This is a genomic window from Microbacterium sp. KUDC0406, assembly GCF_021582875.1.
GTDB lineage: Bacteria > Actinomycetota > Actinomycetes > Actinomycetales > Microbacteriaceae > Microbacterium.
In genome coordinates this window covers 2660403-2685669 of the sequence record NZ_CP091138.1, presented here as the reverse complement: position 1 = coordinate 2685669, position 25267 = coordinate 2660403, and the positions used below count along the sequence as shown (strand labels likewise).

The window sequence follows — 25267 nt, the reverse complement described above, 5'->3', positions numbered from 1 at the left end:
CGATAAGCGCCTATTCGCGTATCACGTTGATACCCCGGCCGCCTCGCGAGCGAAGCGAGACGAGACGCGTTCAGCCCTACCGCAGCGCCTCCCGCGCGAACATTCTCACGTCCGCGCTCACGCCGCGCTCGGAGCGCCGCTTCCAGTACTCGTCCCCGATGTACATCAGCACCTGATCGGCCTGGAACGTCGCGTGCGGGATGTCCTGCTCGGTGAATGCGTATCCCGTCGACGACGCCCAACCGCACATCTCCATGCCGTACGCCACAGCCTCCCAGCGCTGCGCCCGCGGGGTGCCGTCCGCGATCGCGAGCAGCTGCAGCACCGCGGCATCCGTCTCGGCCTCACTGAGTCTGCGATACAGCCCGCCGACGACGAGGCGCAGCTGCAGCACCGGATCACCGAGCGCCTTCTTCGCAGCAGCGCTGAGCACGAGTCGGCCTTTCACGACACGCACCAGACCCATGCGCTCGGCGGTCTCGCGCAGCACGGAGATCGGGGGCGTGACGTCTTCACGGTTGCCCTTGCCGATCGTCGACCACTCCTGCATCCAGCCGAGCCGCGTCATGCCTTCGAGCACGGTCGCCCCAGGCATCCATCCAGCCGCGGTCAGCTTCAGCCCGTCTGTGCCGACGGCCTCCATCAGCCAGCCGAACGGGCGGATGATGCGGGCTGCGTCGTCCGGTGAGATCTCGACCGGATCCAGGATGCCGGCGGCGTGCAGGTGCCGGCGCAGCTCAGAGCGGATCGGCGGTGGCAGCTGCCCGGCGAACACGGTGAGGGGTGAAGCCGCACCCACGTCGCCGGCCCGGCGGTGCGCGTCGGCCTTGACGATCCCCGACATCTCGTCCGGGTCGTAACCCGACTCCTCCGGCTTGAAGCGCAGGTTCAACTCGGACTGGAGACCGATCAGGTCGAAGGCGTCAGGGGTCGGCGTGGCCCACGGGCCGACGGTCGCGCGGATCCATGCGACGATCTCGTCGTGCTCCGGATGCTGCGGATCGGCGGCGATCGTGAGCTTCTCGGCGTAGCCGTGAAGGCCGCCGGAGTCCTCGAACGGACCACGGCGGGCGCCGTCCTGCAGCACGACGGGCGCGAACAGCGGGTCGCCGTCGAACCGGTCGAGGACGTCGATGCGGACCGCCCAGCCGTCGCCGAAGTCGTACTCGTACCAGAGGGTGTCCGTCGTTCCGAGCACGTCTTGCATGCGGAACTCGTACTCCGAGAGCGTGTCGTCCCCGGCATCCGGCGCGAAAGGTGACTCCCATCGCCGGCCCGCGGCGCCGTGCGTGTACGGATCGGCGTCGGTGAACTGATGCAGGTGCGAATCACGCCAGCCGAACATCACTTGAAGGGCGTCGTGCAGGTCGGCGAGGTGCAGCGATCCGTCGGCGTCGAACTCGCGCCGGATCTCGGGGTCGCTGCCCACGAGCGACGCACGCAGGCGGAACCGGGTCATCGTTCCTCCTCCAGGAGCCACGGGTTCACGACCCGCGCCCCGGTGCCGTCGAAGTCCTTCGCGTTCCTCGTGGCGAGAGGTGCGTCCATGCGAACATCAATGCCCTCATTTGCAGGGTATGCCTTATGGATCGTCATGTCGCTACTCTCGTGCGACTCGCGGACATCCATGGGGGAATGCCTGCGAGAACCTCGAGGTTGTGGAGGACCTCGAGGACCAGCAGAGTGTGGAGGACCTATGACCGTGCCGCCGATCGACTGGGTGCACATCCCGGCGGGGGTGCTGCAGCGCGGCACGCCCGTCGATCAGCTCGACACCGTCGTGACGCGGTACGCCGACACGGGGGTTTCCGCTGCCTGGTTCCTGAAGGAGGCGCCGCGGGCATCCGTTCCGGTCGCCGCGTTCCGTATCGCCCGCACGCCGGTCACTGTCGCGCAGTGGCGGGCGTTCTCCGCCGAGACGGACCGTGCCGTGCCAGCGGAGCCGGACGACCATCCGGTCTTCGGGATCACCTGGGCGGATGCACAGGCGTTCTGCTCCTGGATGACCGAGCGCGTCGGGTACGAGGTGCGCCTGCCGACCGAGACGGAATGGGAGCGCGCGGCGCGTGGCGACGACGTCCGCGAGTTCCCGTGGGGCGACCAGTACCGCACCGGCCTCGCGAACCTCTGGGACCTCGGCGTCGGCACGACCACGCCGGTCGGCTCGTTTCCCGCGGGCGCGAGTCCGTTCGGCGTGCTCGACATGGCCGGCAACGTCGACGAGTGGACCTCGACGCTCTACGCCCCGTACCCGGGCGCGCCCGCGGAGGTCTCTGCTCTCGAGAGCTGGGCATTCGACCCGCACATCACCCGCGGTGGTGCCTTCCGCCACGATCGCGACCTCGCGCGCTGTGCGCGTCGGCATGGCGCGTACGAGGAGGACCTGCGGGCGATCGGCGTCGGCTTTCGCCTCGCGGCGGACTCCGGCTGAGCGAGGCGGAGGCACGATCTCGGACTTCCGCAGAGTTCCGGATGCCGGGGGCCGAGGTATCCGCGATTCTGCAGATCTCCGACGGGATGTCGAGATCAGAGCGGGATCGGCCGCGCGTCGATCAGCCACGACGTGTAGTACTCGGTCACGGTGCCGCCGAGGGCGGCGACCGCGGCGGAGGCGGCCTCGACCTCGGCCAGTGACCAGTCGCTGAAGGTGGTGAAGAGCGCCCGCACCTGATCGGTGGTCAGATCGATGCTCCAGCGGTAGCGGTGGATGCCGGCGATCGTGAACAGGCCGGATGCGGCGACCCGCTCCGCAGCGAGATCGGCGCTCTCCGGGTCGCCGGCTCGGACGGTGCTGCGGCGGTCGACGATGCGCTGCACCTCGCGTCGGAACGGAGTGATCTCGGCGTCGGCGTCACCGAACACGTTGCGCCAGATCAGCAGGCGCCCTGCGGGAGCCAGGGTGCGGTGGACGATCGGCAGCACGAGGCCGAGGTCCATCCAGTGGATCGAGGTCGCCGCGACGGCGAGGTCGACGGATGCCGGGGCGAGGTCGAGGTCTTCGGCGCGGGCGCGGATCGTCGTGGCTCGGGGAAGGCGCTGCGCGAGGATCGCCGCCAGGTGCTCCCCGGGCTCGACGGCGATGACGTCCATGCCGCGTGCGAGGAGTTCGCCGGTCGCCTCGCCACTGCCGGCACCGAGGTCGAGGGCGACGCGCCCTGGCGTGACCAGCCCCGTCTCCTCGACGGTCCACCACAGCGCCGCGGGATACGGCGGACGCGCCGCGCCGTATCCGCCGGCGATGCCGTCGAAATGCATCGGATCGGTCATCGCGCCAGCGTAGTCGGCCGGTGCACCAGCGCTGAGTTGCACGATCTCGGAGATCTGCAGCATCTCGGATGCCGACCGGGCAGAAGTCTCCGGAATGATGCAGATCTCCGACGGGATGCCGCGTCAGTCGCGGGAAGGGATCCCTGCGGCCACGGCGGCTGCCCGCATCTCCGCATCGAAGGTGAGGATGCTGTCGACCACTCCGCGAATGCGGACAGCGGTCGCCAGATGCAGGGCATCGAGGGTGCGCAGGCGGGAGTGCATGGTGATCGCCGTGGCCGCAGTCTCGTCGTCGAGCGAGACGAGGGCGACCCTGTCGAGCAGCTCCTGGACGGCGGCTGCGTCGAGCAGCCGTCGGTCGGCGACGGCGTGGAGTTCGACGGCCAGCAACCGCGAGGAGACGAATTCGGCTCCGGAGGCGATCAGCGCGCGGACGTCCGCGCTTCCGTCCTCGTCGAGCAGGGCCTTGGCAGCGGCCGAGGTGTCGAGGTAGATCACAGGCGGTCGGCCCGCAGGTCGTCGAGGATCTCGGCACTCGTCTTCCCGCTCTTCGCCGGTGGATGCTGCAGAGCCCCGGACCTCGTGGGCAGGGTCACGCGCCCGGCGGCGATGAGGTCGCTCCAGACATCCTCTTCCGGCGGAGTGAGCTGCGCGATCGGGCGGCCGCGATCGGTGACAGTCAGTCGCTCACCGGCAGCCACCCGCGCCAGCACGCGCGCGGTCTGCTGGTTGAGCTCTGTCTTCGTCACGGTGGCCATGCCTCGATTCTGCCACTGTTCTAGTAGTTCTCAGTAGGTCACCCGCGCAGCAGCCCCCGCAGCGTCTGGATGGTGTCGGCCTCGGCCGGGGTCTTGTCGGGTCGGTAGCCCTTCACCCGGGCGAAGCGCAGGGCGATGCCGCCGGGGTAGCGGGGCGAGTTCTGCACGCCGTCGATCGCGATCTCGACGACCAGCGCCGGCCGCAGGTGCACGGCGTACGGCGTGCGCTCGGTTTCGTACTCGGGGAACGTCTCGGTCTGCCATTTCAGCAGCTCGTCGGTGAGTCCCTTGAAGGTCTTGCCGACCATCACGAAGCCGCCGGGCTCTCCGAACTCACCCACGGGGTCGAGCGCGCCGAGGTGCAGATTCGACAGCCAGCCGCGCCGGCGCCCCGAACCCCACTCCGCAGCGAGCACCACGAGGTCGTAGGTGAGCACGGGCTTGACCTTGACCCACGACTTTCCCCGCCGTCCGGCGGCGTAGGGCGCGTCGATGGCCTTGACCAGCACGCCTTCGTGACCGGCGGTGAGGGCCTCGCGGGAGAGCTGCTCCGCAGCATCCGCGTCGTCGGTGACGGTGCCGGGCATCCGCCAGTCGCCGGCGACACGCTCGAGTTCTTCAAGCCGGGTGGAGAGCGGTTCGTCGATGAGATCGCGGCCGTCGACGTGCAGCAGGTCGAAGAACCAGGGCCGCAGCACGAGTTCACGTGAGACATCTGCACCGAAGCGCGACATGGTCTGCTGGAACGGCCGCGGCCCGCCGTCCTCGTCGAGCGAGAGGGTCTCGCCGTCGAGGATCAGGTCGTGCGCGGGCAGAGCGCGCACGATGTCGACGATCTCGGGCACGCGGTGCGTGATGTCGGCGAGGCTGCGCGTGTAGACGCCGACCTCGTCGCCGTGCCGGTGCACCTGGATGCGGGCGCCGTCGAGCTTGTACTCGACCGAGGCGCGGCCGGTGATCTCGAGCGCGGCGGTCGGGGTGGCGGCGGTGGCGGCGAGCATGGGCAGCACGGGCCGGCCGACCTGCAGCCCGACTGCGTCGAGGTCGGCTTCCGTGCCGGTGAGGGCGATCACGGCCGTCTCGCCGAGGTCGCCCGACAGCATGGCTGCGCGGCGGACCGATGCCACCGGTCGATCGGCGGCGCGGGCGATCGCGTCGAGCAGCACGCCGCCGAGCGCGCCGGTGCGCAGTTCGCCGAGCATGGCGCGGGCGAGGAAGTCCCATTCGTCGGGCGTCGAACGCGAGGCGAGGTCTTCGAGCAGCCCGGTGCGCTGGGCGGCCGATCCGGTGCCGGAGGCGTGCGCGAGCGCGTCGAGGGCGTCGTCGACGTCGATGATGCTCAGAGTCGCGGCATCCGCATGGTCGACCTGCAGGGCCGAGAGTCCGCGCCATCCGACGCCCAGCCGGCCCTGCCGCGGTGAGGCGAGCAGCAGGCCCACGAGCACCGGAAGTTCGGCCGGGTCTGCGCGCGAGAGCAGCCGGGCGAGTGCGTCGATCTTCGCGAGCCGCGACGACGTCGCCGCGACCTCGTCGGCGGTGTCGGTGAGCTCTTCGAGCTTCATCCCATCAGTCTCGCACCGGGGTCGGACATCCCTCGTTTCGCGGAGTCGCGTAATGATCGGCGTGTCACGCCGTCTCTCAAGTACTGGGGAAGAGCTCGGCGTGTGCCGAGCGCACGAATTCTGGGGAGATGCATTGATGGCTCGGGGACAGCACGTTCGGCGTGCGCAGAAGTCGACACGACCACGGGGCGGGCGCTGGTGGCGCGGCCTCACATCAGCGCTGACGGGGGTGACTCTCGTCGCTGCAGCGCTGCTCGGCACCGCGCAGATTGCCGCGGCAGCGCCGACGGTGACCCATGCCGACGCGATCTCGAACCTTGCGATCGAGAAGACCAACGGCAGCGGGCCGGTGGCGCAATGGGAGAAGGTCCGCATCACGGGCGACTGGTCCGTGCCCACCGGCTCCCAGGCCGGAGACACCTTCGGGATGACGCTGCCCGACGAGTTCAGCCGCAGCGGCGGCGGATCGTTCGATATCGCCGATCCTGACAGCGGCGTGGTGCTCGCGCAGTGCCAGATCGCCGGCGGCAACGGTCCTGAGCTCGTCTGCACGCTGACAGCGGCCGTCGAGGACATGGAGAATCCCGGTGGTTCGTTCTGGGTCGAGGTGACGGCCTCGCAGTCGAACACGAGCGGCACGGTGGAGTTCGACCTGGGCAGCACGGTCGAGATCGTGACTCTTCCCGGCGGTGGCGGGATCACTCCCGAGGACCTGACCGAGGCCGGGCAGCCGTACAAGTACGGCGGGCCGACGGCGACCGATGGGCTGCTGAGCTGGGTGGTCGGAATTCCGAGCAGCGCGGTCCGCGACGGCGGTTTCGTGGTGCGCGACTCTCTCGATCGCGACCTCGAGTACCACCACTACACCGGTGAGGCCCGGCTGCTGCAGCGGCCTGTCCAGGACGGCGTGCTCGTCGGCAACTGGACCGAAGTCGACACGTCCCGCTATCAGATGACGTTCGCCCCCGATGACCTCTCTTTCGAGTTCACGGCGTCGGGTCTGCCGTCCTCCGGGATGTCCTACCGCCTGCAGTACTTCACGCAGGCGGACGGAATCGTGCAGGCCGGTGACGTGTTCGGCAACAGCGCGACCGTCAACTCCTCCGACACGTCGGCGCGGGTCGTCGTGACGGAAGCCGGCGGTGGCAGCGGAACCGGCGCGCGGTTCACGAGGTTCGAGATCACGAAGGCGCTGTCCGGCGAGCAGGCGGATGCTGCGCGCGGTGCGACCTTCACGGTGCGCTATTCCATCAAGGGATCGGATGCTCCGGCGAAGACGCTGTCGGTTCCGGTCGGGCAGGCCGTGCGCAGCGACCGCGCACCTCTCGGCTCGACGTTCATCGTCGAGGAGATCGACCTCCCGACGATCGACGGCGTGACCTGGGGCGACTGGAGCATCACCGGGGAGGGTGTCACAGCGACCGGTGACGGCCGCTACGAGGTCACCCCGTCGACGACGGCCGGTGTGCAGTTCACCCTCACGAACCAGGCGAACACGACGCCCGTCGTCGGCAGCCTGTCCTGGCAGAAGGTCGATCGCGACGGTGCCGCGCTCGCGGGTTCGGAGTGGCTCGTCTGGGGCCGGACGGGGACATCGCGGTGGTCGACGGCGGCCAGGGCGATGAGGCTGACGCAGACGGCGTGCTCGGCGTCGGCGGGCTACCTGCGGGCACCTACACGCTCACCGAGACCAAGGCGCCGGCGGGGTACGAGCGCACGGACAAGACGTTCACGGTGACGATCGACGCGGAGCACACGGCCGCGAGCTTCGGGCAGATCGTCAATGAGAAGACCCCGGCGTCGGTCGTGCCGCCGGCATCGCCGGCACCGACTGCGGCGCCGCCAGCATCGCTCGCTCTCACCGGCGGCGGCGACGGAGGCGGCCTGGCACTGATCGCCGCCGCTCTACTCGTGAGCGGCGCGGTGGTCACGGCCGGTGCCGCTGTCCGACGGCGGGCCACGGGCGCCACGGCCTCCGGTCGTTGAGCGAGCGGAGCGAGTCGAAACGCTCTCCGGTCGGCTGGGGCGTTTCGTCTTCGCTCCTTCGTCGCTTCGCTCAACGACCGGGGGTGGGTCGTTGAGCGAGCGGAGCGAGTCGAAGCGCTCTCAACGACCGGAGTGCGTCACGGCTTCGTGTCGTCGTGCAGCACGATGCGGCTGAGCTCGACGACGTCTCCGGACAGCTCCCAGTAATGCAGCCGGCGGGCACCAGGAGTGCCCTGCTCGATCGCGGAGCGCCAGCACTTCGCGCCGTCGGCTCGCACGACGTAGGCATCGTCTCCGCCTTCGCCGGTGCGCAGGCGGTGCAGGTCGCGGGCGGGGATCTCGCGGTCGCGGCCGGTGATCGCGTCGACGCAGGCACGCACCGCCTTGGCCAGCTGGTTCTCGTCGAGCTTCGACAGCGAGCCGATGAAGTCCGGCCCGAACCGGAACTCCCGCAGCGGCCACCGCTTGCGCTCCCCGGGGGCGGTGCGGTTTCCCCAGGTGCGTTCGATCTCGAACCGGATGCCGTCCTCGGTCGGGTCGACGTGCGCGCGCTCCGCGGCACGGCGCGCGTCGCGCAGCGCCCGCGCGTTGTCGCGCTGGTCCTGCGAGCTCTCGCTGAGTCGCGCCTCTGCCCGCGCGCGCTCCGCGCGCTCCTCGGCGAGTTCGCTGCGCAGGCGCGCGTTCTCCGCGCGCAACTGCTCGAGCTCTGCCGACGAGGGAGAGCCGGATGCCGCATCGCCGCCGCGTCCGACGAGGCTGGTCACCGCGAGCAGGTCGCCGCGCAGGGCGGAGATCGCCTGCGCCAGCATCCGCACGTCGTTTCGGGTCGCGTAGTCGTCGGGAGGGAGAGGAGCGGATGCCGGCGTCGGGGCGTTCGGCTCTGCAGCGTCCGATCGCGCGACCTTGCGATCCTCGCTCAGCCAGGGCGACCCGCCGGTGACGAGAGGGAAGGCGGGCGTGAGCGGCGCGTCGTCGTCGCGCGCGGCATGGCTGAGCAGCACCTCGCCGGCCGGGCCGTGTCCGACGCGCACGCGGATGACGTCGCCCACGGCGAGCACGTCGCTGACCGGGCTCTCGTCGGTGCTGACGTCACGTCGCCGCAGCACGAACGCGTGGTCGGGATGCAGGTGCACGGTGGCGCGCAGCTCGGTGACTTTGACGACCAGCGAGAGAGTGTTCGCACCGTCGGCCAGGGTGCTGAGGTCGGCGGGGAAGGGCTCCGGGTGCAGCTCCTGCCCTGGAGGATGCCGGTCACGGGTGATCCGGGCACGAGCGCGAAGGCCAGCGGCAGGGTGTCGGGCAGCAGGTCGCCGGTCGCGGTGACGGTGGTGCCGTCGGCGAGTTCGACCAGGGCGCGGGTGTCGTCGGCGATGAAGCCCTTCACCACTCCCGTCACCCGGCGCACGGCGGCGGGGGCCGCCGATTCGACGGTGCGCCGCACCTGCTGCACGGACTGCGCCATCGCGTCGGCGATGAGGTCGTCGGTGTCGGCCTTGCCGGGGAACCGCAGTCGCGAGCGGGACCAGTCCGGGTCCTTGCCGAAGTCGACCGGGTAGGAGCGCGCGGCGCCTCCGAACGCGTGGGTCTTGGGCGGCAGCAGCTGTTCGAGGGCGTGCGTGGCCTTGCCGGTCGCGATGGTGACCACGTCGGCGACGTCGCCGAGCTCGTGCCGCAGCCGCTCGTCGTCGAACGCGAACTCGCCCTCCGGAGTCGCCGAGACCAGCACCAGCGGGCGCGGCCGTATCGCGAGGATGCGGGTCGCGAGAGCCTCAGCCTCGCTCGGGGTCGTGACGTCGGCGTACAGCATGGGCACGAGTTCAGGACGGGCGGTCCGCGCGGTCCCGGAGTCGCTCCGAGGTGTCCGCGGATGCTTCGGGGTCAGTTGGTCGTGGTCAGTTGGTGTGCGCGCTGGTGCGAGACGCCGAGGATTGCTCCGATGTCGCGGAGTGGGACGTCGGCGGCAGCGAGCTGCTCCGCAAGAACGCCAGACTCCGTGACGACGTCCCGCTCGAGCTCCGCCATCCGCCTCCGCTCTGCGGCGATTCGGGCGACGCGTGCGGTGATGTCCCCGACGCCACCGATGGGGGCGAACGTGAGGTCAACGGCGATCTCGTCGAGGGGAAGGTCCTGCGATGCGGCGATGTACTCCCGTGCCATCTCGGTGGCCTTGCCGAGCCGACGGGCCTGTGTCAGTCCGTCGATGGAGGGGATGCTGACCATCCACCACTTGCCCTCGCGGGTCACACTTGCTTCAAAGCGCGTCATTCTCGTCCTTCTCGATGGCCTTGAGCAGTTTTCGGTACACGCCTGGGCTGATCGTGCTGTGGCGTCCGGCAGCGTGAAGGTCGTTCCGTTCGGTCCTTCCCACGTGGTGTGACTTCCCATAGTCTAGCCCACTGAGACTGTTTCGTTGGGTGCCGTGAGCCCGCTCTCACTCATGCTCGATCGCCGTCCCGCCCGTGTTCGCCTCGCGGCCGGCCGCGTGCCCGCGGGTGAAGCCACCGGCATCCGCTCCCCGCCGGGTGCGCGCCTTGCGCAGGCGCATCCCGTCGACGAAGGTGTCCACGCGCTCCTTGCGCGACGCCAGTACGAGATCCATCCCGGTGCCGGCCTCGGCCAGCAGCATGCGCCGGCTCTCGCGGATGCGCTCGGCCGCGCCGACGCCGAAGCCACGGATGAACCCGCTGCGCGCTCGCCGCCTGTCCGCCTCGGAGCCCCAGTGGTACCGGTGCCGTTCGATGGTCCACCACGAGCGCATCGCGACCATCGCCTGCACCTCGAGACTCGCGGTCAGGATCTGCGCCTGCCGCACGTCCGACGCGAACCCGACGAAATACAGCGCAGATTCCCCGTTGCCGTAGAGCGGATGCAGCGACCCGAGCGCCAGCGCGACGCCGGCACCGAGTTCGCGGATGTCGCGGACGTAGGCGCCGCTGAACAGCATCCGCTCCTGCACGATCTCTTCGGATGTCTGGCCCAGCCGCGCCCGTTTCTCGTCGATGCGTGCCTGCTCGATGCCGTACTTCAGCATGAGGCGCTCGGCGTGCTCGGTGAGCGCCTCGGCCTCTTCCGGCGTGGTGCTCTCGGCCTTGGCCAACAGCTTGGTGATCAGGTCGAGCTTCGTGTCGCTCACAGTGCCTCCTCGATTCGTGGTGCTTCGAATCTTCGGAGGAGTCGCCTACATTCTGCGGGCATTCCACGATCGGATGCCGGGACCGGTGGAGAACTTCGCCGAGGCGGAGGTTGTTGAAAGGATGTGGGTCCCACGGACCCGCAGGGCGAAGGCAGCAGCCGTTGAGCGGACGAAGATGCCGGTGCGGCGTGACCGTCAGCGCCGCGGGCTGACGATGGACCGGGCCGCGCTGCTCAGCAGCGGCAGCACGGCGAGCATGCCGAACAGCAGCACGGGCCCTCCCCAGCCGAAGTCGTTGCCGGGGGAGCGTAGCGTCTGGATGCCCATGAGCATCACGGCGGCTGCGCCGCCGACGGCGCCGAGGGTGACGAGCACGTTGCCGAAGATGCGCAGGCCGTTGGACAGGCTGCGCGTCGCGGCGGGGACCAGCGTGGCGGCGAGGAAGATAGATGAAGGACCTCCGGTCGTTGAGCGAGTGAGGAACGAGCGGGCGCCGTGCTGAGCGAGCGAAGCGAGTCGAAGTGACGAAACGGCTTCAGCTTCCCTCGACACCCGGGACGATGCCACGCTGTCTCCATGCCCTCTCCCCGCGCGCTCGTCACCGGAGCGACCGGCGGCATCGGCCTCGAGATCGCGCGGGCACTCGCCGCAGACGGCGCGCATGTGATCCTCCCCGTGCGCGATCGCGATCGTGGGGAAGCCGCGGCGCGCAGCATCCGCCAGTCGGTTCCGGAAGCCGCACTCGAGATCTGCGATCTCGACCTGGCCGATTTCGGCACGATCACCGCGGTCGGCGCGAAGCTGCGGGAGAGCAACGCTCCGATCGACCTGTTCGTGATGAACGCCGGGATCGTGCTGCTCGGCGACCGGACTCGGCACGTCACCGCCGACGGGCACGAGCTGCATCTGCAGACGAACTTCCTCGGGCACGCGGTGCTCACGCGCGAGCTGATGCCGCTGCTGGTCGCTGCGCACGCCCGCGTCGCGGTGCAGGTGAGTGTCGCGGCGACGCGCGGGAGGCTCGACGATCTCGAGGGCGAGCGCCGGTACAGCGCCTGGCGCGCGTATGCCGGATCGAAGCGCGCGCTGGGCCTGTGGGCGCTGGAGCTCGCGCGACGCAGCGAGGGCATCACGGTGAACCTGTGCCATCCGGGTGTCGCGCCGGCGACGCACATCGCGCCGGCGCTGCGCAGCCGACTGCCCGGCGGCGAGGAGCGCTGGCTGCGCCGGATGCCAGGCAACAGTCCGGCGCAGGGCGCGCTGCCCGCGCTGATGGCGCTGGAGCGGGATGCCGCGCCGGGATGCTTCTTCCTACCCGGTGGTTGGTTCGGGCTGGCCGGTGCTCCGCGGGAGCGCCCCTTGTTCCGGTCGCTGCACGACCCGGCCGCGGGTCGCCGGATGTGGGAGTTGGCCACCGACATCGGTCGTTGAGCGAGCTCACACCTCCGGTCGTTGAGCGAGCGACGGAGGAGCGAGACGAAACGCTCTCAGTTCGCGAGGAACTTCACCACGCTTCGTCACTTCGACTCGCTTCGCTCGCTCAGTACGGCGCTCGCTCGCTGGCGCTCCCTCGCTCAACGACCGAGGTGGTCACCCCTCCCGGTCGTTGAGCGAGCGACAGCGAGACGAAACGCCCCAGCATCCGGTGCTTACTGCACCGACCATCCGCCGTCCGACGCGAGGATCGCGCCGTTGATGTTGACGGCGTCGTCCGAGAGCAGGAACGTGATCGACGCGGCGAGGTGCTCGGCCGTCGCGACCGTCGGGATCGCCTGCTGGAACGGCGCGAGACGCGCGGAGCCCGCCTCCGACATGTTCGGCGGCATCGGGATGCCGGTGGCCACGCCGCCGGGTGCGACGGAGTTCACGCGGATGCCCTTGGGGCCGTACATGAACGCGGCCGACTTGGTGACGCCGATGATGCCGTGCTTGCTGGCGGTGTAGGCGTTGCCCGAGGCGTTGCCGCGCAGGCCGGTCTCGCTCGAGACGTTGAGGATCGCGCCGCTGCCGGCGGCCTCCATGATCGGCAGCACCGCGCGCATCAGCTTGAACGGCGCGGTGAGGTTGATCGCGATGACGCGGTCCCAGACGGCGTCGGGGGTCTCGCCGGCGGGCGAGAAGTCGTCGTTGATGCCCGCGACGTTGGCGAGTCCGTCGATGCGGTCGCCGGCGGCGGCGATGACGGCGTCGATGGATGCCTGCTGGGTGAGGTCTCCGGCAACGGTGACGATCCCGGGGAGCTCTGCGGCCAGGGCATCCAGCTTGTCGGCCGAGATGTCGGCGGCGACGACGCGGCCGCCTTCGCGGGCGATGCGCGAGGCGGTGGCCTTGCCGATTCCGGATGCCGCGCCGGTGACGATCACGGTCTTGCCGGCGAAGCGTCCGGCGGTGACCTGCTCGGTCCAGCCTGCGGTCTCGTCGTCGGCGGGGATCTCTCCGCCGTTGGCGGCGCGCACCAGGTCGTCGACGACGGACTGCGGCATGGCGCCCTGGCTCATGACGACGAGCTGCTGCAGCGGCAGGCCGAGTACGGGGTGAGCTGCGACGGGTCGCCGCCCGACTGCGCGAGCAGACCCTTGATGAGCTCGCTGCCCGTGGGGTCGTTCAGCCAGTCGCCGATGGTGGAGTGTGCGGTGAGTGCCATTTCTTCTCCTTTGTGGGTCCCTGAGCTTGTCGAAGGGTGGGTCCCTGAGCTTGTCGAAGGGCCCGGGTCCTGAGCGAGCGAAGCGAGACGAAGGACGTCCAACCCGCTCACTACTAATAATGCAACGCACCGTCTCGTTATTCCAGTCGGTACCGCTAATCTGTGAGCGTGGCTCGTCCTCGCAGTGAGAAAGCCCGCCAGTCGGTGCTGGCGGCGATGCGTCGTGCCCTGACCGAGTCGGGCTACTCGGACATCACGATCGAGGGCCTCGCGCTGGAGGCCGGAGTCTCGAAGCAGACCATCTACCGCTGGTGGCCGTCGAAGGCCGCGATCCTCGGCGAGGCGTTGCTCGAAGGTGAGATGCTGGCGTTCGACCTGCCGGTCACCTCAGATCTGCGCGCCGATCTGCGAGCGGTGCTCTCGGCCCAGAGCCCGGATGCCGTGTCGCTGGCGCGCGCTCTGATCGAGGTGACCGCGACGGATGTCGAGCTCGGCCTGAAACTCAACGCGCGCCTGGCGGCGCCGCTGCGGGAGTGGACGTTGATGCGGCTGGCGCAGGCGGTGGATGCCGGGGACGTGCGCGCGGACGTGGATGCCGCCGGTCGTGGCCGATCAGCTCATTGCGATCGGCTCGTACTCGGCGCTGGTCGGCGGGCCGATGGATGCTGGGCGGGTGGACGCGATGGTCGATGTGATTCTGCGGGGGATCGGGGCCTGAGCCGGACTCAGCGCGGCAGTGGTGAGTAGAGCACCATCCCGTTGCCCTGGCTGTCGTAGGCGACGGCGCGGCGCTCGTGCGCGTCGTTGTACGCGGCGGTGACGATGCCGCCGCCGTTCTCGTCGACTGCGGCGGCATCTGCGTCGACGTCTTCGGTCTTGATGCCCACGACGACCTGGCCGGGGATCGGGTGGTCGATCTCGGTGGCGAGAGCGATGGTGATCGTGCCGCCGTCGAGCGCCGCGAAGTGGTTGCCGTCGCGGAACTTGAGCGGGAACCCGAGGGTCTCGGTGTAGAAGCGGATCGACTCGTCGAGGTCTTCGGTGGAGAGGACGATCATCTTGACTTCGCGGGTGGACGTGATGGCGGGCTCCTCGACTCGGCGGCGTTTGAGGTCAGAGTACGGGGCCGAGGTGCAAATGACGAGCATGCGCCGGGAGAATGCCGCCGAATAATACTCACACGTGCGTACAATGTGAGTACGGAGGAACTCATGTCTGAGACAGTTATCGAATCGCGCGTAGCCAAGAGCCAGCGGATCAATCTCCGGGCGACCGAGCGTCAGGAGGCCGTGCTTCGTCGTGCAGCGGAAGCGACAGATCGATCCCTCACAGAGTTCGTCATGAGCAGCGCCGTTGATGAGGCGCACCGGGTTCTCGCCGATCGTCGTTGGTTCAGCGCCACTGAAGCGCAGTTCGATGAGTTCGTCCGGTTGCTTGATGAGCCTCTGCCGTCCACGTCGAAGTTCGACCGCCTGTTCGCCCGCCCATCGCACCTCGCGGAGGGCGAGTGAGCCATCTGACCGCTCCCCGAAAGCTGCGAAAGTCGGACGACCTCAGCGGGTTCCGCAGCGGGGCGGCAGACCTTGATGAATGGCTTGTGAAGTACGGCTGGGAGAACCAGGCCGCGAATAACGCGACCACTTACGTGATCACGGATGGCGATCGTGTCGTCGCGTTCTATTCGATCGCGATGGCGACTGTTGCGAAGTCGGCCGCGCCGTCGGAGCTGCTCAAGGGGTCCCGGCCGTCACAGATCCCTTGCATCCTGCTGGCGCGGCTTGCGGTCGATGAGCGCTACGGCGGTCAAGGACTCGGTGCGGAACTGCTTCGAGATGCCCTTCTCCGGTCAATAGTGGTGAGCGACAGTATCGGCGCCGCCGCTGTCCTCGTGCACTGTCGTGACGAGAACGCCCGGGACTTCTACCTGCACCTCGGCGACTTCGTCCCGTCTCCGCGGATGACCTGCACCTGACGGTCCCGATGAAGGTGCTGCGGCGCTACGTCGACTGAACGCCGCCGATCAAAGCCTGCACCCTCTCCCGTAGTCGTTCATCACACACATACACATACGTCCCCCGGATCCCGCGCGTCAGCAGCACGCCGTAGATGTTCCGGATGAACACGAGCAGCTCGTCCTCCCCGAACGATCCCTTCAGGTGCCCGGTGTTCTCCTTGCCCTTCTTGTCGCGATAGGCATCCCAGTCCGCGACAATCGTGCCGTCCACGACCCGCAGATCCGGCCCGATGATCACGCCGGCGTAGTTGAGGTCGTACCCCTGCACCATGTGGATCGACCCGACCTCGTCGAGCGACCCGGGCGAGTTGATCCAGTCCTTGTCGGTGGTGTTCCACCGCATCCGTTCGCCGTCGACCTCGATGTCGTATGCCGCCGGATCACGACGAGACACCCAGTCCCACGCGTACCCCGCGACCATCCGCGACAGCCCGACCTCGGTATCCCGAGCTCGAATGGCCGCGCGCATCTCCCCGACGTCGTCGAACAGCCGCAGGTCGTACTCGCCCAGATCCGGCATCCGAGGGTCCTCGCCCCGCAGCATCCCTCGCACGAACTCGACGTAGTCAGTCCCGGCGCGCACCCGCATCTGCGTGCTGAGCCGGTAGTGCCGATGCGCGTCTCGTGCTGCGCGCAATTCGGCATCCAGCGTCGCCGGCGACAAGTCGTGCGGACGAACGCTCTGCGCGCCGTCGACGAGCAGCAGCTGGTGCCGGCTGCGCGCCTTGATCCAGTCGAGCTGCGTGCGCTTCGGATCGTCGTCCCCGAACAGTGCGTGGTTGATCTCGGTGAACTTCTTGTTCTGCATGCCGGATGCCTGGTTCGCGCGCTGCCCGATGCGGTGAGTCTCGTCGACGAGCACCAGGTCGTACTCGACATCCGATTCGCCGAGCTGGAACGGCGTCATGACCATCTTCGGGTCGAGCTTCGGGGTCTTCTTGAAGACCTCCTTGACCGACTTCCGCAGCGCCTGCTGCGGAATCACGAGGGCCATGCGCAGGTCATGCAGCAGTTCGCTGTTCTCCGGCACGAAGAACTCGGTGAACATCGAGTCGGGTTCGACGTTGTCGTGCGCGCGATGATCGCGGATGTCGGCGAGCAGCTTCATCAGGAAGATCGCGATGATCGTCTTGCCCGTGCCAGGGTCGCCCTGCACGACGAGCGTCGATCGGATGCCTGGATGCTGCAGATCCTCGAGCAGCCCCTCGACGATGTCGGTGACGGCGATGGCCTGGTCGCTGTTCAGAGCCTTGAAGGGCGACAGCTTGAACAGATCCGAGTTCTCGATCTGCGGGATGCTGCGTGAGAAGAGCCCCTCGGAGCGGAGGGCTTCGAAGACGTCGCGGAACGACTCCCGGTAGAGCTCGCGGTCGTAATACTGCGCGTCGGTGAGCCCGTCGTTGCCGTTGAGGAGTTCGTACTGACCGTCGCCGTGGAACCAGCGGATCAGGTGCGACTCGAGGTCGAGGCAGACCGACTTGTTGAAGGTGTCGTCGACGACGACGCGGATGCTCTCGAGCCCGACATCGTTCTTCGGACCGTCGAGGTGCTGGCGGAGGCGGTTGTGGGCGCTGACGGTCTCGCCGACGTAGAGCTTGCGCTTGCCATCGAGCAGGTAGACGACGGGCCAGTTCGTGTGCTGCTGATCAGTCTTCGCCCAGTCGTCGACATCGGCGCGATCGAACGCGACGTGACGGATGCTCGTCACGGCTCGAGCTCCGTGTACTTGGTGGCGCGGCCGCGGGCCTTCTCGACGGGGTACTTGGCGCGGGTCTGCGCGAGCTTGCGCAGCACGATCTCGTCGAGGTCGACGCCGAGGACGCCGGCGAGATGGATGCAGTAGGTGACGACGTCGGCGAGCTCGTCCTCGACCTTGCGCTGGTTCGGGGCGTCGTTCCATTGGAAGCACTCGAGCAGCTCAGCTGCCTCGATGACGATGCTCTTCGCGAGGTTCTCGGGGGAGTGGAACTGAGCCCAGTCGCGTTCGGCCGTGAACGCGCGGAGGGCTTCGATGGTCTTCGGTGACGGCATGGACTGAACCTACCAGCGGGGCTGTTGTGCACAGAGAGAGGCTAAGTTGAGCTCATGGCACGCCCCTTGTCCGAACAACGTGCGATCCGCGAGGCCGTGTTCCGCTGGCTGGATGACCGCCGCAATGCCGGGGCTATGAGTACAGTCGCGACGAGCTGCTGGGGTATAGGTATGGCATCGAGCGTATCCCATTGCTCGATCGGAGCCGACGGGATAAGAAATCCTGCGGATTTTGACTCGACGCTCACGATCATGACCAGCGCCAAGAGGACTGTGTACTCCGACGGCATTAGTCCTGAGGGCCTAGTCCAGTACTCCTACCAGTCACGCGATCCGGTCCGTCGTCAAGTGCATCTGGCGCTCGATGAGTCGCTCCGATTCTTCGACGACCCGCTCAACCTCAAGCAGTCCGAACGGCGATACGCCGAACGACTCGTCCGCTCACGACTCCATCAACCGCTTTTTAGGGCGCGGGTGCTGCGAGCCTACGACTCCTCTTGTGCGATTTGTTCGTTGAGACACGCGGAGCTTTTGGACGCCGCTCACATCGTTCCAGACTCCGATCAGTACGGTGTCGCTGAAGTGACTAATGGTCTTGCGCTGTGCAAGATCCACCATGCCTCCTACGACCGGAATCTGCTCGGAATCACACCGGACTACGAGGTTCGAATTGACCGACAACTTCTTGATGAGGTGGACGGGCCCATGCTGCGGCATGGCCTGCAGGACATGCACGGGCGAGTATTGACCCTGCCTAAGAGGGAGAAGGACTGGCCGTCACGAGAGCGGCTTGCGACGAAGTTTGAGGCTTTCGCGGCCTGACTAAGCGCCCATGTCTCTGAGTACTTGCTCGACCGCTGGCATGTCTGCGAGAGTCCATTTGAGCGACATGAGTTGATGTGGCGGCAACCAGAGCAACCTGGAGTGCTCGCGTGGGGACGGAACACCGTCGACGATCGTTGCGTAAAACGTGGACAGTTCAACGACAGCAAAGTCGTAGGTGTGAACGGTGACAGCGACTCGGGGGCCCACCGAAACCGTGCAGCCAAGCTCCTCGTGGATCTCGCGCCGCACAGCGTCTTCGGCGGTTTCACCGACTTCGAGCTTGCCGCCCGGGAACTCCCAGAGCCCTGGAAGCGCAGCGGAACGCCCGCGTTGCGCCGCAAGGACCAGTCCATCTCGGATGATCGCAGCTGCGGAGACGGGGATCTTTCTCAGACCCTGAGCTTCGGACATGAGGCGAAGGTAACAGCGCGGACGACAGCTGAGGACGCGACCTATCCGATAGCCTCGGAACTATCTGACTGTTCGACGGGGATCGGAGTGATATGGAGTTTGCCGAGCGCCTTGAGGCACTTGCCACAAAGGTGAGGAACCAGGCGACCGCAATCGGTACGGAGGAGGCGACAAAGAACGCCTTCGTGATGCCGTTCATCTCTTCGATCCTGGGTTACGACGTCTTCGATCCCCTCGAGGTCGTGCCGGAGTTTACGGCTGACCTGGGGACCAAGCGTGGGGAGAAGATCGATTACGCGATCATGCGCGACGGCGAAGCGCAGATCCTGATCGAGTGCAAGATCTCGAACGGCGGGCTGAAGTTCGAGCACGCTTCGCAGCTCTTCCGCTACTTCGCAGTGACAAATACGCGCATCGCGATCTTGACGAACGGCATCGAGTGGCACTTCTACACCGATCTTGACGCACCAAACCGTATGGATTCGAAGCCCTTCTTGGTGCTCGACATGCTCGATCTTGACGAGACGCTCATCCCGGAGATCCAGAAGCTCAGCAAGGAGAGCTTTGATGTCGATTCGGTGATCAGCGCCGCGGAGGAGCTGAAGTACGTCGGTGCCCTGAAGCGTGAGATCGCCGCGCAGTTCCGCGAACCGACTGATGAGTGGATCAAGTTCTTCACGTCTCGCGTCTACGACGGTGCTTTCACGCAGCGAGTGCGGCAGCAGTTCACCGGACTCGTGAGCAAGGCTGCGCATCAGTTCCTAAATGAGCGCGTCAACGACCGACTCAAGACAGCCCTGGTTGTCAGTGGGGGAGCGCCGATGCCGGAGAGGCCGACAAATACCAGCGCAGAAGTAGCTGAAGACGACCTCGATCGTGACACAGAGATCGTCACTACGCTTGAGGAGCTTGAGGGCTACCAGATCGTCAAGGCGATTGCATGCGGCCAAGTGAAGCCTCACCGCATCACCCAGCGGGATGCCAAGAGCTACTTCGCGGTGCTGCTCGACGACAACAACAGGAAGCCTATCGCGAGGCTGCATTTCAACGGGAAGCAGAAGTATCTGGGTCTTCTCGATGAGGATAAGGTCGAGACTCGTCACGCCATCGGCGAGCTTGACGAGATCTACGCGCATGCAGACCGTATTCGTGAGGCCGTGCGCAGATATCAATAGGGATTTGCGGGGGAGAAGCTTCAGGCCTCCCATCCAAATCGCCGTCCAAGACGGCGCCAGAACCCCTCTGCCTCTCGCTCCGCGATGAGGTCGGCAACCCATTCGGACCTGGCATCGGCGAGTGCCTTCTCGACCTTGGTGAGGCTGCGGTCCGTGATTGTCACCGAGACGCGCTTGAGCACTTTCGCTCCAACCCAGGGAACAGGGACCCACAATGCCGCCGCCTGCAGCGCAGTAACGACGATGATCAACCAGCCCAACACCTGGGCGCTCTCGCCAGCGAAGAAGAATACGGTCGCGAGAGCCCCGCTGGTGAAAAGGCCCATCACGATGAACGTCCCCCCGCGCCATGCTCGCGAAGATGGCGACTCAGTCTTGTCCGCAGTCGCCAGCCACGCGACGGCAAGAATTGCAGCTCCGTAGGAGGAGGTTGCAAATAGCGATATAGATGTGGCGGAGAGTGCCAATTCTGCGCTCCACATCACCGACGAGATGAGGACACCGAGAACTGTCAGCAGCGCTACCGGCGCGATCGCGAACAACGTCACCATCGGCCACACCCGGCGCATCAGGTTGTGGCGCCAGTCCGACCCCAGCGACGCGTTTGCCAAAGCAACGCGACGAGCGTGATTCGACTGAGCTTTGCGGAAGGTGGCTTCGGCCGAGGGAACGACGGGCGGCGCTATCCGCTCCGCGAGGACATACGTCACGAATCCAAGTAGCAGAGCAAACAGTACCTGAGCAATCGAGATCGGTTCTGCCGCGACCATCACAATGGCGAAACTGAGAACGATCGTGAGCGCGAACTGAACTGCTCGGGCGATGAGCCGGTTCGCGTCGTCGTCTCCATCTTCTGAGCGGCCGCTCTTGTTGAGGGCAGCGAGCAGGCTCAAAGCCGAGGTGAAGAAGAGGAGAGTGGGCGTGTACATCGGCCCGACAAAAGCATGCAAGAAGGTCACGGAATCAGGGACGGGGATGCCCAGAGGCGAGAGCCACGTGGCGAGAACTAGGAACAGGATCGCCAGGTTGCCGGTGCCGACAAGGATGAACCAGGCGCTGCTGCGTCGGAAGAGTGAGGTGCCAAGAGGCTGTGCTGTGCTCATATCTCCTGGTTAACAGCATCCACCGACAGCGACGGGCTATGCCTTAGTTCCGCCGCCTTGCCCCGCTCACACTGGACGCCAATCGCGACAGCGCCGTCTTGATGACCTCCGCCTCACCCGGCTCGAGCCGTGAGAACCACAGGCTCTCTCTCGCGTTGTAGTCCCGATACACCGTCTCCATCAGCTGCTTGCCCTCGGTTGTCGCCTCGATGAGGATGCTGCGGCCGTCGTTCTCGGCCGGCGTGCGGGTGACCAGTTTCTCGGCCTCGAGGCGCTTCAGCAGTGCCGACGCCGCAGCGCGGCTCATGCCGGTGAGCTCCGCGACCCGCAGCAATGTCAGCTGTCCCGCTGACGAGAGCACTATCAGCACGCGCAGTCCGGCCGGTGTCAACCGCTGGTCGAGCTCGCCACGGATGTCGTAGACGATCAGCTCGAACGCCCGGTGCAACGTCATGAAGAATGCCGCTGCGTCCACGTCGAGCCAGGGCATTCGGTCATTCGCGACCTTGCTGAAGTGCTCGACGAACGACCAGTAGGTCACGTCGTCGATCGCGGGGGTGCGGTTTCGTCCGAGCTGCTCTCTTGCATCGTCTCCCCCACTGCGGGCACCTCCAACACGTCGCTGAGTCAGAACGATTTCAGCAGTCTAGCGACGACATGTCTCAATTTAGTCAACGTATTGACTATCGCGCAAGACCTGGTTAGCGTTCTGGGCAACCCTCAACGAAAGGAGAAGCAATGAGGCTTCGCACCACCCGGGCGCTCGTATTCACCGCAGCGATCGCGCTCGCCGCTTCACTGGCTGCCTGCTCCAGCTCGCCCGCCGAACCCGCATCCGGTTCATCCGACGACGGCAAGCCCGATCTCAGTTCCGCTCTCGGAACACCGGGGATGCTCGTCACCGCCGACAGCGGCAGCGTCAAGCCGCTGAAGTACACCGACACCGGCAGCCCCGAGATGAAGGGCCTGGTCGTCGATCTCACCAAGGAGTACGCCAAGCGCCTCGGCCTCGACGTCACCTTTGAGAAGGTCGGATCGGATGCTGTCATCCCCGGCGTTCTCGCGAAGCGCTACGACGTCGCGCTCGCGGCCGGCGACTTCGCCGAGCGGCGCAAGACCCTCGACTTCGTCGACCTCGTCGAAGGCGGCGTCGTGCTGATCGTGCAGAAGGGCAACCCCGCCGGCATCGACGGGCGCGACGACCTCTGCGGCACGAAGCTGGCGATCGTCAAGGGCAGTATCCAGCAGGGCTACGCCGACGAGGAGCAGAAGAAGTGCGGCGACGCCGGCAAACCGGCGATCGACATCCAGGGGTATGCCGACGGCCCCACCGCGACCCTCGCCCTGCAGAGCGGACGCGCCGACGTCGAATGGTCCGACCTCGCTGTCGCGAACCAGCTCGTCGCCGACCAGCCCGACAAGTTCGAGCTCTCCGGAGAGCCCGAACACCTTGCGCCGTACGGCGTCGGCATCCCGAAGGACAACGCTGCGCTGCGCGACGCCATCCTCGAAGCACTCACCGAGATGAAGGAGGACGGCACCTACGACAGCATCCTCGCGAAGTGGGACCAGCAGAGCCTGGGCCTGGAGAAGATCGAGATCAATGGCTCGAAGTTCTGACCTGATGCCCGCCATCACCGAGACCCAGGAGCACAGGACCGAGACTGCGACGCAGTACCGGTTTGCGAAGCCACGGCACACCTCGTGGTGGATCTCGGGGATCATCGCCGCGATCGTCGTCGCCGGCCTGGCCGATTTCTTCATCCGGGGCAAGAACTGGCAGTGGGACGTCGTGTGGGAGTACCTCTTCCATCCCGACATCCTCGCCGGGCTCCGCAACACGATCATCCTCACGGTGGTCTGCGCGGTCACGGGCCTGCTGATGGGTGGGGTCGTCGCCTATCTGAGGATGTCGTCGAATCCGGTCTTCCGAGCGGTCGGTGCCGTCTACATCTGGTTCATCCGGGCGATCCCGGCGCTGGTGCTGCTGCTGTTCATCTTCTTCCTGTCGGCGCTGCTCCCGCAGATCCCGATCGGCCTTCCGTTCCTGCCACCGCTCGTCACCTTCCCGACGAACCAGCTCATCTCGCAGTCGACGGCGGCCATCCTCGGGCTCACGCTCATCCAGGGCGCGTACATCGGCGAGATCTACCGGCGGCGGCATCCTCTCGGTGCCGCGCGGTCAGCTCGAGGCCGCCCGGTCGATGGGAATGACCGGATGGCAGGCGATGCACCGCATCATCGCGCCGCAGTCGATCCGCGTGATCATCCCCTCGTTGGGCAACGAGATGATCACGCTCTTCAAGAACACCTCGCTCGTGTTCGTCATCGGATACACCGAGCTGCTCACCACGGTGCAGCTCATCTACGGGGTGACCTACCAGACGATCCCGCTCCTGGTCGTCGCCTGCATCTGGTACCTCGTGCTGACCAGCCTGGCGATGCTCGGGCAGCGGCAGCTCGAGCGCAAGTACGGAAAGGGGTTCCGCGGTGTCACCGAATGACCAGGCCCAGCCGCTCATCCGTGCCCGCGACGTGGAGAAGCGCTTCGGCGAGAACCACGTGCTGAAGGGCATCGACCTCGATCTGCACCAGGGCGAGGTGATCTCGCTGCTCGGCCCGTCCGGATCGGGCAAGAGCACCTTCCTGCGCTGCGTGAACATGCTCGAGACGCTCGACTCCGGCGCCGTGCACTACCGCGACGAACTGCTCGGGTTCCGGCTGCGTGAGGATGTCTACCATCCGCTGCCGGAGAAGCTGCGGGCGAAGCAGCGCGAGCACTTCGGCATGGTGTTCCAGCAGTTCAACCTGTTCCCGCACATGACCGTGATCGAGAACATCTGCGAGGGGCTCCGCGTGGTGCACCGCCGTCCGAAGGCGGAGGCGCTCGAACGCGGCAGGTGCCTGCTCGAGCGGGTCGGGCTGTCCGAGAAGGAGAACGAGTATCCCGGCATGCTCTCCGGCGGACAGCAGCAGCGGGTCGCGATCGCGCGAGCGCTGGCCCCGCATCCGAGCGTGATGCTCTTCGACGAGCCGACCTCGGCGCTCGATCCGGAACTGGTCGGAGAGGTGCTCGACGTCATCCGCGAGCTCGCCTCCTCCGGCATGACCATGCTCATCGTCACCCACGAGCTGAACTTCGCCCGCGAAGTCAGCAACCGGGTTGCCCTTCTCGACGGCGGACGGATCGTCGAGTTCGGGGCGCCGGACGATGTGCTCACCAACCCCCAGTCGACGCGCGCACGTGCGTTCGTCAATGCAATGAAAAGGAAGTAGTAAATGCGCAACATCGGAAAGAGCGACATCGCCGTCAGCGAACTCTCCCTCGGGTCGTGGCACACGTACTCGCGACTCTCGTTCGAGGCCAACGTCAACTTGATCAACCACGCCTTCCAGCGTGGCGTCCGGTTCTTCGACGTCGCCTACTACCGCGACAAGCCGCACACCGAGGTGCTCTTCGGCCGGATGCTGCAGGAAGCCGACTTCGGCCGTGACGACATCGTGCTCGGTGAGAAGGTCTGGTACTTCGACTATCCGGAGCGTTCCCTGACCGCGCAGCTGGACGCGTCGCTGCGCCGGCTCGCGGTGGAGAACGTCGACCTCATCATCGTCGAGCACCCGCGCCCCGAGATGGACGTCGAGCGGCTGGCCAGGGATGCCGCCGGAGCTGGTGACGTCGGGCCGCGCCCGGGTCTGGGGCGGGCTCAACTGGCGCCCCGAGCTCATTCTGCGGGCACACGAGTACTGCACCGCCGAGGGGCTGCCCACGCCTGAGGTCGTCCAGCTGAAGTACTCCGTCGTGCGTCAGAACGTCGTGGACGGGCCGGACTACCAGCGAGTGCTGGCGCAGACCGGGATGTCGGTGCACGCCTCCGACTCGCTCGAAGGCGGCATCCTCACCGGCAACCTGTCGCCCTCCCGCCACATCGGGCTCGACATCGGCGGCATCCGCGAGGACATCAAGGCGCGCGTGCCGGCGATCGAAGAGGCAGCCGCGTCGCTGGGCGTCACGGCGGCCGAGTTCAGCATCGCCTTCGCGGTCAGCAACCCGCAGGTGTGCTCGCTGCTGTTCGGCGCGACCCGCCCGGAGCAGATCGACTCGAACCTGCGCGGTCTGGAACTGGCGCAGACCAGGGGAGACGAGGTGCGCGCACTCGCTCGCGCGCTCGGTGTCGACAAGCACGAGATCGACCCGCCTTACCGGCACGATGTGCCGCTGACTGCCGACTTCGTCGCCTGACCCGGAACAGATTGAGCGGGGGTCGGTGACCGACGAGTTTCGGTCACCGGCCCCCACGCACCGGTCCTGTCTATGTCATGCCGCCGGGCGATGGGGGCAAGCCAGGACACCTCAGCGA

The 25267-nt window shown here is 67.0% G+C and carries 29 protein-coding genes and 2 pseudogenes; 15 read left to right on the top strand and 16 right to left on the bottom strand.

Annotated features, from left to right (window positions below):
- Positions 1–76: 76 nt before the first annotated feature.
- Positions 77–1459: a plasmid pRiA4b ORF-3 family protein gene (locus tag L2X99_RS13355; protein WP_236126304.1), complete on the bottom strand. Its 1383-nt coding sequence runs from the start codon at positions 1457–1459 to the stop codon at positions 77–79.
- Between the two features lie 237 nt (positions 1460–1696).
- Here L2X99_RS13355 and L2X99_RS13350 point away from each other — a divergent pair, with 237 nt between their 5' ends.
- Positions 1697–2431: a formylglycine-generating enzyme family protein gene (locus L2X99_RS13350; RefSeq protein WP_236126305.1), complete on the top strand. Its 735-nt coding sequence runs from the start codon at positions 1697–1699 to the stop codon at positions 2429–2431.
- A gap of 95 nt (positions 2432–2526) precedes the next feature.
- Here L2X99_RS13350 and L2X99_RS13345 read toward each other — a convergent pair whose 3' ends face one another.
- The 4 genes from L2X99_RS13345 to L2X99_RS13330 form a co-directional block, all read right to left on the bottom strand.
- Positions 2527–3267, bottom strand: coding sequence for a class I SAM-dependent methyltransferase (locus L2X99_RS13345; RefSeq protein WP_236126306.1), 741 nt, complete (start codon positions 3265–3267; stop codon positions 2527–2529).
- Between the two features lie 123 nt (positions 3268–3390).
- The gene (locus L2X99_RS13340; RefSeq protein ID WP_236126307.1) at positions 3391–3765 is read right to left on the bottom strand and encodes a type II toxin-antitoxin system VapC family toxin; all 375 of its coding nucleotides are present in this window, start codon (positions 3763–3765) and stop codon (positions 3391–3393) included.
- Positions 3762–4025 carry a type II toxin-antitoxin system Phd/YefM family antitoxin gene (locus tag L2X99_RS13335; protein ID WP_236135237.1) on the bottom strand — a complete coding sequence of 88 codons (264 nt, stop codon included), beginning with the start codon at positions 4023–4025 and terminating at the stop codon, positions 3762–3764. The genes L2X99_RS13340 and L2X99_RS13335 overlap by 4 nt, the downstream gene beginning before the upstream one ends.
- A gap of 38 nt (positions 4026–4063) precedes the next feature.
- Positions 4064–5587: an ATP-dependent DNA ligase gene (locus L2X99_RS13330; protein ID WP_236126309.1), complete on the bottom strand. Its 1524-nt coding sequence runs from the start codon at positions 5585–5587 to the stop codon at positions 4064–4066.
- A 229-nt stretch (positions 5588–5816) separates the two neighbouring features.
- Here L2X99_RS13330 and L2X99_RS13325 point away from each other — a divergent pair, with 229 nt between their 5' ends.
- Together L2X99_RS13325 and L2X99_RS13320 are read left to right on the top strand one after the other, a co-directional pair.
- Complete coding sequence (locus L2X99_RS13325; RefSeq protein WP_236135236.1) at positions 5817–7325, top strand: Ig-like domain-containing protein; 1509 nt, start codon at positions 5817–5819, stop codon at positions 7323–7325.
- Positions 7229–7573: a prealbumin-like fold domain-containing protein gene (locus L2X99_RS13320; RefSeq protein ID WP_236135235.1), complete on the top strand. Its 345-nt coding sequence runs from the start codon at positions 7229–7231 to the stop codon at positions 7571–7573. The genes L2X99_RS13325 and L2X99_RS13320 overlap by 97 nt, the downstream gene beginning before the upstream one ends.
- Before the next feature lie 137 nt (positions 7574–7710).
- Here the strand turns inward: L2X99_RS13320 and L2X99_RS13315 are convergent, their stop codons facing one another.
- The 4 genes from L2X99_RS13315 to L2X99_RS13300 all read right to left on the bottom strand — a co-directional run bounded on the left by L2X99_RS13315 (position 7711) and on the right by L2X99_RS13300 (position 11273).
- Positions 7711–8679: a hypothetical protein gene (locus L2X99_RS13315; protein WP_236135234.1), complete on the bottom strand. Its 969-nt coding sequence runs from the start codon at positions 8677–8679 to the stop codon at positions 7711–7713.
- A gap of 772 nt (positions 8680–9451) precedes the next feature.
- Entirely contained in the window at positions 9452–9838 is a 387-nt protein-coding gene (locus L2X99_RS13310; protein ID WP_236126312.1) for a hypothetical protein, read from the bottom strand.
- 166 nt (positions 9839–10004) lie between these two features.
- Positions 10005–10706 carry a DUF2786 domain-containing protein gene (locus L2X99_RS13305; protein WP_236126313.1) on the bottom strand — a complete coding sequence of 234 codons (702 nt, stop codon included), beginning with the start codon at positions 10704–10706 and terminating at the stop codon, positions 10005–10007.
- A 195-nt stretch (positions 10707–10901) separates the two neighbouring features.
- Complete coding sequence (locus L2X99_RS13300; protein WP_236126314.1) at positions 10902–11273, bottom strand: hypothetical protein; 372 nt, start codon at positions 11271–11273, stop codon at positions 10902–10904.
- Between the two features lie 9 nt (positions 11274–11282).
- On the opposite strand from L2X99_RS13300, the gene L2X99_RS13295 reads away from it, so the two are divergent.
- Positions 11283–12137: an SDR family NAD(P)-dependent oxidoreductase gene (locus tag L2X99_RS13295; RefSeq protein ID WP_236126315.1), complete on the top strand. Its 855-nt coding sequence runs from the start codon at positions 11283–11285 to the stop codon at positions 12135–12137.
- A 218-nt stretch (positions 12138–12355) separates the two neighbouring features.
- On the opposite strand, the pseudogene L2X99_RS13290 reads toward L2X99_RS13295, so the two are convergent.
- Positions 12356–13350, bottom strand: a pseudogene (locus L2X99_RS13290) (SDR family NAD(P)-dependent oxidoreductase).
- A 168-nt stretch (positions 13351–13518) separates the two neighbouring features.
- Between L2X99_RS13290 and L2X99_RS13285 the strand changes: the two are divergent.
- Positions 13519–14097 carry a TetR/AcrR family transcriptional regulator gene (locus tag L2X99_RS13285; RefSeq protein WP_236135233.1) on the top strand — a complete coding sequence of 193 codons (579 nt, stop codon included), beginning with the start codon at positions 13519–13521 and terminating at the stop codon, positions 14095–14097.
- Here the strand turns inward: L2X99_RS13285 and L2X99_RS13280 are convergent.
- Positions 14076–14408, bottom strand: coding sequence for a VOC family protein (locus L2X99_RS13280; RefSeq protein WP_236126318.1), 333 nt, complete (start codon positions 14406–14408; stop codon positions 14076–14078). The genes L2X99_RS13285 and L2X99_RS13280 overlap by 22 nt on opposite strands.
- A gap of 153 nt (positions 14409–14561) precedes the next feature.
- Here L2X99_RS13280 and L2X99_RS13275 point away from each other — a divergent pair, with 153 nt between their 5' ends.
- Both L2X99_RS13275 and L2X99_RS13270 read left to right on the top strand, forming a co-directional pair.
- Positions 14562–14861 (top strand): type II toxin-antitoxin system TacA family antitoxin, encoded by a 300-nt coding sequence (locus tag L2X99_RS13275; RefSeq protein WP_236126319.1) that lies wholly within the window; start codon positions 14562–14564, stop codon positions 14859–14861.
- On the top strand, positions 14858–15322 hold the full coding sequence (locus tag L2X99_RS13270) for a GNAT family N-acetyltransferase (protein ID WP_236126320.1): 465 nt from the start codon (positions 14858–14860) through the stop codon (positions 15320–15322). Before L2X99_RS13275 ends, L2X99_RS13270 begins: the two co-directional genes overlap by 4 nt.
- A gap of 25 nt (positions 15323–15347) precedes the next feature.
- Here L2X99_RS13270 and L2X99_RS13265 read toward each other — a convergent pair whose 3' ends face one another.
- A complete protein-coding gene (locus L2X99_RS13265) occupies positions 15348–17072 on the bottom strand; it encodes a DUF2075 domain-containing protein (RefSeq protein WP_236126321.1) in 1725 nt (574 codons plus the stop codon).
- Entirely contained in the window at positions 17069–17395 is a 327-nt protein-coding gene (locus L2X99_RS13260) for a nucleotide pyrophosphohydrolase (protein WP_236126322.1), read from the bottom strand. The genes L2X99_RS13265 and L2X99_RS13260 overlap by 4 nt, the downstream gene beginning before the upstream one ends.
- Before the next feature lie 252 nt (positions 17396–17647).
- Here L2X99_RS13260 and L2X99_RS13255 point away from each other — a divergent pair, with 252 nt between their 5' ends.
- Positions 17648–18217, top strand: coding sequence for an HNH endonuclease (locus L2X99_RS13255; RefSeq protein ID WP_236126323.1), 570 nt, complete (start codon positions 17648–17650; stop codon positions 18215–18217).
- Here the strand turns inward: L2X99_RS13255 and L2X99_RS13250 are convergent, their stop codons facing one another.
- A complete protein-coding gene (locus L2X99_RS13250) occupies positions 18218–18631 on the bottom strand; it encodes a (deoxy)nucleoside triphosphate pyrophosphohydrolase (RefSeq protein WP_236126324.1) in 414 nt (137 codons plus the stop codon).
- A 92-nt stretch (positions 18632–18723) separates the two neighbouring features.
- Between L2X99_RS13250 and L2X99_RS13245 the strand changes: the two genes are divergently transcribed.
- A complete protein-coding gene (locus tag L2X99_RS13245; protein WP_236126325.1) occupies positions 18724–19806 on the top strand; it encodes a type I restriction endonuclease in 1083 nt (360 codons plus the stop codon).
- A 20-nt stretch (positions 19807–19826) separates the two neighbouring features.
- Here the strand turns inward: L2X99_RS13245 and L2X99_RS13240 are convergent, their stop codons facing one another.
- Together L2X99_RS13240 and L2X99_RS13235 are read right to left on the bottom strand one after the other, a co-directional pair.
- Entirely contained in the window at positions 19827–20909 is a 1083-nt protein-coding gene (locus tag L2X99_RS13240) for a hypothetical protein (RefSeq protein WP_236126326.1), read from the bottom strand.
- Between the two features lie 43 nt (positions 20910–20952).
- Positions 20953–21450 carry a MarR family winged helix-turn-helix transcriptional regulator gene (locus L2X99_RS13235; protein WP_236126327.1) on the bottom strand — a complete coding sequence of 166 codons (498 nt, stop codon included), beginning with the start codon at positions 21448–21450 and terminating at the stop codon, positions 20953–20955.
- Between the two features lie 197 nt (positions 21451–21647).
- Between L2X99_RS13235 and L2X99_RS13230 the strand changes: the two genes are divergently transcribed.
- From L2X99_RS13230 to L2X99_RS17945, 6 genes and pseudogenes are all read left to right on the top strand, one after another.
- The gene (locus tag L2X99_RS13230) at positions 21648–22529 is read left to right on the top strand and encodes an ABC transporter substrate-binding protein (protein ID WP_236126328.1); all 882 of its coding nucleotides are present in this window, start codon (positions 21648–21650) and stop codon (positions 22527–22529) included.
- Positions 22513–23004, top strand: a pseudogene (locus L2X99_RS18675) (ABC transporter permease subunit); the annotation flags it as partial. The gene L2X99_RS13230 and the pseudogene L2X99_RS18675, both read left to right, overlap by 17 nt.
- Positions 23005–23080: 76 nt before the next feature.
- Complete coding sequence (locus L2X99_RS13220) at positions 23081–23413, top strand: ABC transporter permease subunit (protein WP_236135231.1); 333 nt, start codon at positions 23081–23083, stop codon at positions 23411–23413.
- On the top strand, positions 23400–24185 hold the full coding sequence (locus L2X99_RS13215) for an amino acid ABC transporter ATP-binding protein (protein ID WP_236126330.1): 786 nt from the start codon (positions 23400–23402) through the stop codon (positions 24183–24185). The genes L2X99_RS13220 and L2X99_RS13215 overlap by 14 nt, the downstream gene beginning before the upstream one ends.
- Before the next feature lie 3 nt (positions 24186–24188).
- The gene (locus tag L2X99_RS17950) at positions 24189–24683 is read left to right on the top strand and encodes an aldo/keto reductase (RefSeq protein WP_268928516.1); all 495 of its coding nucleotides are present in this window, start codon (positions 24189–24191) and stop codon (positions 24681–24683) included.
- Positions 24565–25149, top strand: coding sequence for an aldo/keto reductase (locus L2X99_RS17945; RefSeq protein ID WP_268928515.1), 585 nt, complete (start codon positions 24565–24567; stop codon positions 25147–25149). The genes L2X99_RS17950 and L2X99_RS17945 overlap by 119 nt, the downstream gene beginning before the upstream one ends.
- The last annotated feature ends 118 nt before the right edge of the window (positions 25150–25267 follow it).

Bases quoted from the DNA above. Each gene is read 5' to 3' on its own strand.
- L2X99_RS13240 (WP_236126326.1), bottom strand. From the start codon at position 20,909: ATGAGCACAGCACAGCCTCTTGGCACCTCACTCTTCCGACGCAGCAGC.
- L2X99_RS13245 (WP_236126325.1), top strand. From the start codon at position 18,724: ATGGAGTTTGCCGAGCGCCTTGAGGCACTTGCCACAAAGGTGAGGAAC.
- L2X99_RS13280 (WP_236126318.1), bottom strand. From the start codon at position 14,408: ATGATCGTCCTCTCCACCGAAGACCTCGACGAGTCGATCCGCTTCTAC.
- L2X99_RS17950 (WP_268928516.1), top strand. From the start codon at position 24,189: ATGCGCAACATCGGAAAGAGCGACATCGCCGTCAGCGAACTCTCCCTC.
- L2X99_RS13345 (WP_236126306.1), bottom strand. From the start codon at position 3,267: ATGACCGATCCGATGCATTTCGACGGCATCGCCGGCGGATACGGCGCG.
- L2X99_RS13330 (WP_236126309.1), bottom strand. From the start codon at position 5,587: ATGAAGCTCGAAGAGCTCACCGACACCGCCGACGAGGTCGCGGCGACG.
- L2X99_RS17945 (WP_268928515.1), top strand. From the start codon at position 24,565: ATGCCGCCGGAGCTGGTGACGTCGGGCCGCGCCCGGGTCTGGGGCGGG.
- L2X99_RS13255 (WP_236126323.1), top strand. From the start codon at position 17,648: ATGACCAGCGCCAAGAGGACTGTGTACTCCGACGGCATTAGTCCTGAG.
- L2X99_RS13350 (WP_236126305.1), top strand. From the start codon at position 1,697: ATGACCGTGCCGCCGATCGACTGGGTGCACATCCCGGCGGGGGTGCTG.
- L2X99_RS13310 (WP_236126312.1), bottom strand. From the start codon at position 9,838: ATGACGCGCTTTGAAGCAAGTGTGACCCGCGAGGGCAAGTGGTGGATG.
- L2X99_RS13250 (WP_236126324.1), bottom strand. From the start codon at position 18,631: ATGTCCGAAGCTCAGGGTCTGAGAAAGATCCCCGTCTCCGCAGCTGCG.
- L2X99_RS13295 (WP_236126315.1), top strand. From the start codon at position 11,283: ATGCCCTCTCCCCGCGCGCTCGTCACCGGAGCGACCGGCGGCATCGGC.
- L2X99_RS13260 (WP_236126322.1), bottom strand. From the start codon at position 17,395: ATGCCGTCACCGAAGACCATCGAAGCCCTCCGCGCGTTCACGGCCGAA.
- L2X99_RS13275 (WP_236126319.1), top strand. From the start codon at position 14,562: ATGTCTGAGACAGTTATCGAATCGCGCGTAGCCAAGAGCCAGCGGATC.
- L2X99_RS13230 (WP_236126328.1), top strand. From the start codon at position 21,648: ATGAGGCTTCGCACCACCCGGGCGCTCGTATTCACCGCAGCGATCGCG.
- L2X99_RS13355 (WP_236126304.1), bottom strand. From the start codon at position 1,459: ATGACCCGGTTCCGCCTGCGTGCGTCGCTCGTGGGCAGCGACCCCGAG.
- L2X99_RS13335 (WP_236135237.1), bottom strand. From the start codon at position 4,025: ATGGCCACCGTGACGAAGACAGAGCTCAACCAGCAGACCGCGCGCGTG.